An 8,291-nucleotide genomic window follows, 5' to 3' on the forward strand; every position below is an offset into this window, starting at 1 on the left:
CATGACCACCATCGCTTACAAGGACGGCGTTATCGCCTGCGACTCCCGCCAGACCCGCGGCGGCGCCATCGTGTCGGATGACGTGGTGAAGCACCAGGTCGTGGATGGCGTCAGGTTCTTCCTGTCCGGCGCCGTGTGCGACGAGAAGGCCCTGATTGCGGCCTACTTCGGCACTCCGTCGCCGGTGCCTGTCGAGTGCTCGGGCTACGTGGTTGATGGCGGCAGGCTGCAGATGGTGGGCCATGACGACAAGACCGGCGTATGGCGGCAGGACCTCGATCCGGCCAATCCCGACGCAATCGGCAGCGGCTCGGCCTATGCCCTGGTCGCAATGGATATGGGCGCAAGCGCTGAAGAGGCGGTACGCGCTGCCATGAAGCGCGACATTTACACCGGCGGCAAGGTCGTGACGTTTCGCGTAGCAGGGTAGGTGTGCCGCAGGTGAGTGCGGCAGGTAAATAGCCTACTTTTTGAAAATCACGTTCGCGCTGACGATTAACTGGCCATTGACTGTTACCTTGCAGTCGCGCCCAACCTCGGTTTTTTCATCTGTGCCAAGTACAGGGTTGCACTGCAGAAACACCTTCTTGCCTCGGTAATCGCGAGTAATACCAGCAGTTGTGGTGCTTGCAGGCTCTTTCATGAATTTTCTATTCCATGGGCCGAAGTAGATCTCTGGCTCACCGCCGCCGAAGAAGCCCGACTCGGGTGTAGCGCAGATAGTGCCTTCCATTCTTTCGCCATCGATGATGTTCGCGTCCGTGTAGCAAGAGATCAGGCCTGAGCCGGTGACCAGATCTGTTGGCCCTCTGTTGATCCATGTAGGTGTCGCGACACATCCGGCCAGAGTTGCTGTGGCAAGCGCGAACGCCAAGATAGAAACGCTTTGAACGCGGAACATGGAGTGAGTATCCCTACATTTGAAAGGACGCACTTAATACCGGCATCAAGCCATCATTTCAAGCTCAAGGTGAACCATGGATAGGCCATACCCTCCGTCGTCACTGCTTGAGCTGTCCGATCTCTCCGATTTCGGTATCCGTTTGGCTCCAGCCCCTGAGGTGTGGGACTGGCTCCAGGCCGAGATCCTTGCCGACACCGGCAGCATCCATAACCCAGAGCATGTCCACCTGATCGGCGCCAATATCGGTGTGCTGTGGGCATCGAGCGGATTCGCCAAGCAGGGGCGGGTAGTCCTTGGCCAGGCAGAGCAGCTGATGTTCCGCGCTGGCGGATGGCAGAAGGCCCGGCAAGAGCAGCAGATGCGGGAGTGGTTCGGCGAGGAGCCGGATTACCTCATCACCCTGGCCGCCGACTACTGCGCCCAGTGCAACGACGCTGAGTTCTGCGCCCTGATTGAGCACGAGCTCTATCACATCGCACAGGCGACCGATGAATATGGCGCGCCCAAGTTCACTCAGGACGGGCTGCCCAAGCTCTACCTGCGTGGACATGACGTCGAGGAGTTCGTCGGGGTGGTGCGGCGCTACGGTGCCAGTGAAGACGTACAGCAGCTGATCGACGCCGCAAGCCGGCCGCCTGAGGTGGCCAAGATCAACATTTCGAGGGCCTGCGGAACCTGCCTACTCAAGTCGGCCTGATTTTTGACAGGTTTTGACGGATGACAAACCCATGGCAGCACTACGAAGCGAGGTCAAAGCCTACATCGTGCAGGCGCTGGCCTGTTTCGATACGCCTACTCAGGTAGCTGAGGCGGTCAAGAGGGAGTTCGGCATCGAGATCAGCCGGCAGCAGTGCGAGTCGCACGACCCGACCAAGTATGCCGGGCAGAAGCTTGGCCAGAAGTGGGTGGACCTGTTCAACCTGTGCCGGGAGCGCTTCCGCACCGAGACTGCCGACATTCCAATCGCCAACCGGGCGTTTCGCCTTCGTGGTCTTGGCCGGATGGCTGAGAAGGCCGAGAACATGCGCAACCTGGCGCTGACTGCCCAGCTGTACGAGCAGGCAGCCAAGGAGTGCGGCGACATGTACATCAACCGCAAGCTAGAACCCGACAAGCCTCTTGGCTCCCAGGCGGATCAGCCGCACGCCGTTGCTGAGTACAAGCTGGAGCCAGACGAAGGTGTCCCGACTACCCCGTACCTATGACCCGCCGGTGAAACTGACGCCGAAGCAGGCGAACATCTACGTGTGGGGCTTCCAGCCGCAGGCGCGCTTCCGTGATGCGGTGTGCGGGCGTCGGTTCGGCAAGACCTTCCTCGGCAAGGCAGAGATGCGCCGCGCGGCCCGGCTGGCTGCGGAGTGGGGAGTGAGCGTCGAGGACGAGATCTGGTATGGCGCGCCGACGTTTAAGCAGGCCAAGCGGGTCTTCTGGCGGCGCCTGAAGCAGGCCATCCCTGAGGTCTGGCGCGCTGCCCGACCGAACGAGACCGAGTGCTCGATCACCCTCAAGTCAGGCCACATCATGCGTGTGGTCGGCCTGGACAATTACGACAACCTGCGGGGCTCTGGCCTGTTCTTCGTCTTGGTGGACGAATGGGCGGACTGTCCGTGGGCAGCTTGGGAAGAAGTGCTCAGGCCGATGCTCTCGACCTGCCAGTACACGATTCCCCAGACCGGAGAGTCGCGCAAAGGCGGGCATGCGCTGCGAATCGGCACTCCTAAGGGTTTCAACCACTGCTACGACACCTACCGTGACGGGTATCAGGATGCCGTCGGCGTCTGGACCATCGGCTACGGCACCACTCGTGGCGTGAAGGCCGGCATGTCGATCAGCAAGGAGCAGGCCGAGCGGATGCTGCTGAACGACGTGCAGCGCTTCGAGCCCGAGGTGCAGCGGCTGGTGACGGCGCCGTTGAACCAGAACCAGTGGGACGCCCTGATCAGCTTCACCTACAACCTGGGCTCGGCCAACCTCGAATCGTCCACGCTGCGGCGCCTGCTCAATGTCGGGGACTATGCCGCCGCCGCTGAGCAGTTCCCGCGCTGGAACAAGGCGGGTGGCAAGGTGCTGCCGGGCCTGGTCCGCCGCCGCGCTGCTGAGCGTGAACTGTTCCTGGGGGCTGCGTGAGCGGCTGGGGCGTGCGAGTGATCGTACTGCTGGCCGTGGTCGGGTCGTACTGGCTCGTCTACCAGCACGGGCGATCAGTTGAGCGTGCCGAGGCTGCAACAGCATCAGCTCAGCGCGACAGCGGCGATCGCCTGGCCGAAGTGCTTGGTGAGCGCGATGCTCGAGCAGAAGAACAACGACGCACTCAGGCGCAAGAGGATGCGAGAGCCCATGCCCAGGAAGAACGAACGATTGCTGATTCTGGCGCTGCTGGCGCCGATGCTGCTGGCCAGCGGCTGCGCGACGAAGGCGCCAAGCTCGCCGCCACCGTCAGTTGCCCCGGCACGGATACCGCCGCTATCGAGCGAGGCAAGGCAGCCACCCGTGCCGCCATGGTGCTCTCCGACCTGCTCTCACGGGCTGATGCTCGAGCGGGAGAACTGGCGGTTGCTTATGACAAAGCCCGAATAGCAGGCCAGGCCTGTGAAGCGTCCTATAATGGCCTGACAAGGCCAGCCGGGTAGAGGAGGGTGAGCTGTGAAGGATCTGGCCGTTTGGACTCGTGTTCTGATGTTGCTGGTGTTTGCAGTCGGGTTCATCAGGGCGCTGATCACGCAGTACCGCTTCAGAAAGTATCTGGGCGACTTGACCTCGCGCTGTCCCGAGTTCCTGCCTGGGACCAAGGGGCCCGTCTATTTCAAGACGGGCGTCGAGTTCAAGATGATGTCATTTTTGTACAAGCGCCGTTATCAAGGGTTGGCGGACGCTACCCTTCGTGAGCAAGGTGAACGACTGAGGCGTCGATGCATTATCGATACGCTTTTGGGATGCACCGCTTTGCTGCTATGTCTTGCGAACTTCGCATTCACGGCGAACGGCTACTGAGCGTCGGCAGCGGATCGGATACGAGAAGCAGCTGGAAGCGGCAAATTCTGCCTGTCGATAGTCGGTACTGGCCTGGCCATCCGTTTGAATGGTCAAATACTGTATCGATATACAGTATTGGTGCCGTATGTACTTCCTCCTTGTTCGCCGCCGAGAGCGCGGCGTCGCCATCCCCAACGACAAGCTCGCGAAGATCAAGCCGCTGCGCGCAGACGTGCACATCGAATACGGCCACAGCAGGGTGTTCGGGCGCCCGTGCATCGAGGCATGGGTGTTCAACCCGACGCCCGGTGGCGACATCATCCCGCGCCTGCACGACGCCTGCGTGAATGGGATGGCACAGCTGGGCATGAACATCACCGGCTTCGAAGAAGTTGATGGGGTGCTGTGCTCACAGTCCTGGTGGTGCCGTGTTGAGTAGCCTGGCGGGCATACCGCAGCCGTGGCTGGACGAGCTCTACGACAGTTCGGCCCTGGTCACAGACCCGGACGGGCGCGCCGCGGTGCTCAACGAAATGGCCTATGCGGCCAGGCGCAGGCGAGAGGTCGATGCCAGCATGCTGTCCGACATGCTGGAGCTTGTCGAGGCGGCAAGGACCTGGGCGCTGCTGGAGCATGAAGAGGCCTGGGCCATCGGCCTGCTCAGGTATGAATCTGCAGAGGAGTGGGAGAGGGACGAGCCAGGACGGATCGTGGTCGGCAGAACGCCGGAGGAGGGGTGAAAAACAGTTCCGCAACTAGATTTGTGCGCCTTGAATTTAAAGGCTTCCAGGCGCACAGGTATAGCTTTAGTGCGGAATTGATTTTAGTCTAAGTCACTGAAAATAAAGAGAATTAGTCTCGGATTGCAAATCCGTCTACGCCGGTTCGATTCCGACCTCGGCCTCCACTATTCGAAACCCCGCAGATCTAGATCTGCGGGGTTTTTCTTTGCGCCGAGAAAAGCAGATCGTTTCCGCATAATCAGTCATCGTTTCCGCATCAGCCGTTACTTTGTAGGGCTGACAATCTCCTCGACGCGCCTGTAAACGCGTTTCGTGATCTCTTTTTCGATTTCCGACGCAACCTTGGCTGGCCAGCAGGTAGCGATCAGGAATTAAAATACTGGTTGCATGTACAGTGTGTTGATGAGATTATACGCCTGTCTCGGTAGCTGCAGGTGTGCGTTCTCTGACGTCGTCCTGGGTTCTCCGTGGAAAAGCAAAAAGCGATCGCCTTTGAGCGACATGGAAGCGGAATTTTCCGCAAAATCAGTCGACTTAAAAGGTGAAAGAATGGAATTAGTAACTGTTGGTGCAAAGTCCTACGCTACCGATGTGTATGGCATTGACGCGATCATCAAGCCTGCTGACAACGTAGCTGGCGCTGTTATTCGCACTTGCTCGCTTACTGGGGCGAGCTGGGCCGGTCTTGTTACAGGCACTGTGGCTCCTAAAAGCGCCACCGATACCGTCGGAAAACCTGTTCTTGTGACACTTGGGCCTGGCGCTGTTCAGCAGCTCCCCTATCAGGTGCAAATTCCTGCTGGGTATGGGCTCTGGATTACTGCAAACGGTGGCGCCCCAAGTCGCGCTTGCGTCACCTACGATCTGTTGCCTTAAACCGCGAAGACCGGTGTTAGCAGCCACTCGTTCTTGCCCTGCTTTCTCGTGACAGGGATCAGGCCTCGGTGTTCGCCGAGGTCTTTTATTATTGCCTGGTGTGGTGTTTGCCAATACGGCCCAAAAACGCCGCGAATTAGGGGGCGCCAGCAGGTATTGATGTTGGCTGGGACCACCGGCTATTCATTACGACGCACACTTGCTTCTGCTTCTCGGCGGGCAATGGCTTCTGGCGATAGGGTTGCATCGTACAGGCGAATCTCCCTATCGATATCGAAGGTAAACCCGCGACGCGTGTTGTTCAGCCACAGGCCTATCATGGCCTCGGCTGCTCCCTGCGGGATATCCAGCGCTTTCAGGCCCAGCAGCAGCCGGCCCACCATCTCTGCCTCAACGGCCTTGCGTGATTTGCTGAATCGCCGATAGTGGATCCAGGTAAAAGGTGCTATAGGCAGCATGCCTCCGGCGATGCCGGCAACACCGAAGGGAAACCACAGGATCGCAGCCATGACCGCGCCAATCAGCGCTGGGCGAACGGCAAAAGCGAGCAACGGCACTCGGTACAGGCTGGCTATGCTATCTGCTGCTTCCTGTACTGTCGTTCGGTCGGTGAATAATGCATTGATGCTGGGGACGGAAAACACAGAGCAAATCCTTGGTAAAACTGAATCTATCGTTGAGCTCAAGCGTACTCGGCCGCCTTGTTCAGAGCAGCTGAAGAGGGGCGTCAGGCACTTAGTGGCTGCTCGACCAGCTGCCAGAGCGTTATCGATGAACCAGGCTGCAAAGAGAAATAAGCGAAAGATTGTAGCGTATCCGACAAGCCTTGTTCGCGCTTGCGCTTAGGCTTGGTGATCGCCCTTCGGCTTTTACCCGAGTTTCCAGTGCCAGGGCAGTTGAGCCAAGTTGCCCATGTTGTGGTTCAGCATTCATTGCACGCTATGCCAAGCATTCGCGGACCGGCACGCGTCAACTGTGCGTGTGTAGCCAGTGATCAGCAACCTCGCCCATTGTTGTCGCTGCCCCGCTCTTGATCCACGCCATGAAAGCACGGTCGAACTTGAAGGCCTCGCCGCATTCGCCGATGAGAAACCGCCTGACCTTTTGCGTGTTGCGATAGTGCTTGTCCAGCGGTGTTGTGCGGGTGATCGGCCCCGCGTGCCAGTCGAAGCTCATGACCTTCTCCCTGATGAGCGACATACCCGGATGAGCGTAGCAGCACTCGCCGTGGTCTACAGTGCAAGCTATCTCTCTGTGGCCAAGGATCAGAGCATGAGCCGAAATCAGACAATTGTTGCATGCACGACCGTGATATTGCTGGCGCTGACCCCTTGCTTGTCGTTTGCCGACCCCGGTAATGGCAAGGGCCATGGCCAAGGTCAGCAACAGCATGGTAATTCAGGTGGAAAGCACGATCCTGGTAGCCACACCCGCAACGCCGGCCCTTCGATTGATCGGGGCCATGTGTTTGACATCCTCAATGGCCATCGTGGCTACTGGGGCTCGAGCCCGGCACTGCCGCCTGGCATCCAGAAAAACCTCGCGCGCGGCAAGCCGTTGCCGCCCGGTATCGCCAAAAAGCTGGATGGCCGGCTGCTGGGCCAGTTGCCGCGTTATCAAGGGTATGAGTGGATGCAGGTAGGTGTCGACCTGATTCTGGTCGCGGTCGCGACTGGCCTTATTTACGAAGTGCTTGAGGGGGCATTCGACTAGAGGCTATGCAGCGGGCAAGAAAAGGCCCGCTGGGGAGGGCGGGCCAAGTGTTTCACGGATGAGCCTTCACCATGCCATGGCCCAGGTGAAAAAGTTGTCAACGCGCAGCCATTTCAAGAACAAAACAGCAGAAAAAAGAAAACCCGCCAAAGTGGCGGGTTGAACAGAACGTATCGAAGCCAGACCAGTCTGCCTTCATGAATGTCAGAATTTCGTGAAGGCCATGCCCTTCAGCCCTCAATAACCGTTACTGAATTTTTCATCGATCTTGCGCTTTTCCATGACGTATTGCCGTGGGTCGATCTCTTCCGAGCATGGCCTGGTAGTTGATCGACCCGCAGTTGCTGATCGTGCCCGCGCCAAGGAGTGGGCCAATTCACTTACTGATGAGTCAAGTCAAGCTGGCTGATCACGCATGCCGAAGCGTCCTCGGCAGGCGTGCTATCACTGAAGTCCATCTGGTTGTATACCCCACCGTGAAAATTGAAGGTGCGACCGCTCCAGGTCGGCGCCAACTGCAAGCCGCCGGTGCTGGCGCTACGGCCATTGCAGGCGGCTGTCACTGTAGCCGCGCCTGCCGCGCTCACGTCGATAGTGATATCGAACGGGGCGCCCAGCGGCACTTCGGCGAGCAGTGTGCTGTTGACTGGTGTCACCTGGTTGTAGTCCTGGCGAAAGCCGAGGGTGATCTTGCCCTTGTTCCAGAACACCTTGATCGCCGGGCTGTCGTCGTCTTTCACGTGCATCTGCGCGATTACCACCTTCTGCGCGGCGTTGACCTGCTGCAACAGCATGCGTTGGTGGTTGTGGTGGCGCGTGGCGCTGCCCAGGGCCCAGTAGATGGGTTCTTTCCATTCGCAGCGGGTGCGGTGGGTGCTCTTGCTTGCGGCGCCACGGGTCGGCGCCATCAGGCGCACAGTGCCATCGGCCAGGCGCCTGACCACCTGCGGCAAGGTCGTCAGGGCCTGGGCGCCTGTCAGTTCGAGGGCGACGGGGTTGGTGGCTGATTTGGCGACCGGGGTGGTGATGGTCAGGTTGTCGATGTTCACGGCCATTGCTGTTTCTCCTTGCTAAAAAGCCCT

14 protein-coding genes are annotated in these 8,291 nt (G+C 59.2%); 10 read left to right on the forward strand and 4 right to left on the reverse strand.

Annotated features, from left to right (window positions below):
* The first annotated feature begins 1 nt into the window (after position 1).
* On the forward strand, positions 2-430 hold the full coding sequence (locus E3U47_RS17025; RefSeq protein WP_134692842.1) for a proteasome subunit beta: 429 nt from the start codon (positions 2-4) through the stop codon (positions 428-430).
* 33 nt (positions 431-463) lie between these two features.
* Here the strand turns inward: E3U47_RS17025 and E3U47_RS17030 are convergent, their stop codons facing one another.
* On the reverse strand, positions 464-901 hold the full coding sequence (locus E3U47_RS17030; RefSeq protein ID WP_134692843.1) for a hypothetical protein: 438 nt from the start codon (positions 899-901) through the stop codon (positions 464-466).
* A 76-nt stretch (positions 902-977) separates the two neighbouring features.
* Between E3U47_RS17030 and E3U47_RS17035 the strand changes: the two genes are divergently transcribed.
* From E3U47_RS17035 to E3U47_RS17070, 8 genes are all read left to right on the forward strand, one after another.
* The gene (locus tag E3U47_RS17035) at positions 978-1,601 is read left to right on the forward strand and encodes a putative metallopeptidase (RefSeq protein ID WP_177414247.1); all 624 of its coding nucleotides are present in this window, start codon (positions 978-980) and stop codon (positions 1,599-1,601) included.
* 31 nt (positions 1,602-1,632) lie between these two features.
* Positions 1,633-2,109 carry a DUF2280 domain-containing protein gene (locus E3U47_RS17040; protein ID WP_134692844.1) on the forward strand — a complete coding sequence of 159 codons (477 nt, stop codon included), beginning with the start codon at positions 1,633-1,635 and terminating at the stop codon, positions 2,107-2,109.
* Positions 2,084-3,031 (forward strand): lysozyme, encoded by a 948-nt coding sequence (locus E3U47_RS25255; RefSeq protein ID WP_256660300.1) that lies wholly within the window; start codon positions 2,084-2,086, stop codon positions 3,029-3,031. The genes E3U47_RS17040 and E3U47_RS25255 overlap by 26 nt, the downstream gene beginning before the upstream one ends.
* Positions 3,028-3,534 carry a DUF2514 domain-containing protein gene (locus E3U47_RS17050; RefSeq protein WP_134692845.1) on the forward strand — a complete coding sequence of 169 codons (507 nt, stop codon included), beginning with the start codon at positions 3,028-3,030 and terminating at the stop codon, positions 3,532-3,534. The genes E3U47_RS25255 and E3U47_RS17050 overlap by 4 nt, the downstream gene beginning before the upstream one ends.
* Positions 3,535-3,547: 13 nt before the next feature.
* Entirely contained in the window at positions 3,548-3,895 is a 348-nt protein-coding gene (locus E3U47_RS17055) for a hypothetical protein (RefSeq protein WP_134692846.1), read from the forward strand.
* Positions 3,896-4,022: 127 nt separating this feature from the next.
* A complete protein-coding gene (locus E3U47_RS17060) occupies positions 4,023-4,316 on the forward strand; it encodes a hypothetical protein (protein WP_134692847.1) in 294 nt (97 codons plus the stop codon).
* Positions 4,306-4,617, forward strand: a complete 312-nt coding sequence (locus E3U47_RS17065; protein WP_256660302.1) for a hypothetical protein — start codon at positions 4,306-4,308, stop codon at positions 4,615-4,617. The genes E3U47_RS17060 and E3U47_RS17065 overlap by 11 nt, the downstream gene beginning before the upstream one ends.
* Before the next feature lie 495 nt (positions 4,618-5,112).
* Positions 5,113-5,496 (forward strand): hypothetical protein, encoded by a 384-nt coding sequence (locus tag E3U47_RS17070; protein ID WP_134692849.1) that lies wholly within the window; start codon positions 5,113-5,115, stop codon positions 5,494-5,496.
* 179 nt (positions 5,497-5,675) lie between these two features.
* Here the strand turns inward: E3U47_RS17070 and E3U47_RS17075 are convergent, their stop codons facing one another.
* Entirely contained in the window at positions 5,676-6,140 is a 465-nt protein-coding gene (locus E3U47_RS17075) for a hypothetical protein (RefSeq protein ID WP_134692850.1), read from the reverse strand.
* Between the two features lie 325 nt (positions 6,141-6,465).
* Positions 6,466-6,672: a DUF6434 domain-containing protein gene (locus E3U47_RS17080; RefSeq protein WP_134692851.1), complete on the reverse strand. Its 207-nt coding sequence runs from the start codon at positions 6,670-6,672 to the stop codon at positions 6,466-6,468.
* A gap of 96 nt (positions 6,673-6,768) precedes the next feature.
* Between E3U47_RS17080 and E3U47_RS17085 the strand changes: the two genes are divergently transcribed.
* Positions 6,769-7,209: an anti-virulence regulator CigR family protein gene (locus E3U47_RS17085; protein ID WP_134692852.1), complete on the forward strand. Its 441-nt coding sequence runs from the start codon at positions 6,769-6,771 to the stop codon at positions 7,207-7,209.
* A 380-nt stretch (positions 7,210-7,589) separates the two neighbouring features.
* Here E3U47_RS17085 and E3U47_RS17090 read toward each other — a convergent pair whose 3' ends face one another.
* On the reverse strand, positions 7,590-8,264 hold the full coding sequence (locus E3U47_RS17090; RefSeq protein ID WP_134692853.1) for a polysaccharide lyase family 7 protein: 675 nt from the start codon (positions 8,262-8,264) through the stop codon (positions 7,590-7,592).
* Between the last annotated feature and the right edge of the window lie 27 nt (positions 8,265-8,291).

Origin of the sequence: Pseudomonas sp. RIT623 (assembly GCF_004519305.1) — a bacterium.
In the GTDB taxonomy this organism is placed as follows: Bacteria; Pseudomonadota; Gammaproteobacteria; order Pseudomonadales; family Pseudomonadaceae; genus Aquipseudomonas.

What these genes read in the sequence shown, in the direction of transcription:
- E3U47_RS17025 (WP_134692842.1), top strand. Translation starts at nt 2, where the DNA reads ATGACCACCATCGCTTACAAGGACGGCGTTATCGCCTGCGACTCCCGC.
- E3U47_RS17030 (WP_134692843.1), bottom strand. Translation starts at nt 901, where the DNA reads ATGTTCCGCGTTCAAAGCGTTTCTATCTTGGCGTTCGCGCTTGCCACA.
- E3U47_RS17035 (WP_177414247.1), top strand. Translation starts at nt 978, where the DNA reads ATGGATAGGCCATACCCTCCGTCGTCACTGCTTGAGCTGTCCGATCTC.
- E3U47_RS17040 (WP_134692844.1), top strand. Translation starts at nt 1,633, where the DNA reads ATGGCAGCACTACGAAGCGAGGTCAAAGCCTACATCGTGCAGGCGCTG.
- E3U47_RS17060 (WP_134692847.1), top strand. Translation starts at nt 4,023, where the DNA reads ATGTACTTCCTCCTTGTTCGCCGCCGAGAGCGCGGCGTCGCCATCCCC.
- E3U47_RS17080 (WP_134692851.1), bottom strand. Translation starts at nt 6,672, where the DNA reads ATGAGCTTCGACTGGCACGCGGGGCCGATCACCCGCACAACACCGCTG.
- E3U47_RS17085 (WP_134692852.1), top strand. Translation starts at nt 6,769, where the DNA reads ATGAGCCGAAATCAGACAATTGTTGCATGCACGACCGTGATATTGCTG.
- E3U47_RS17090 (WP_134692853.1), bottom strand. Translation starts at nt 8,264, where the DNA reads ATGGCCGTGAACATCGACAACCTGACCATCACCACCCCGGTCGCCAAA.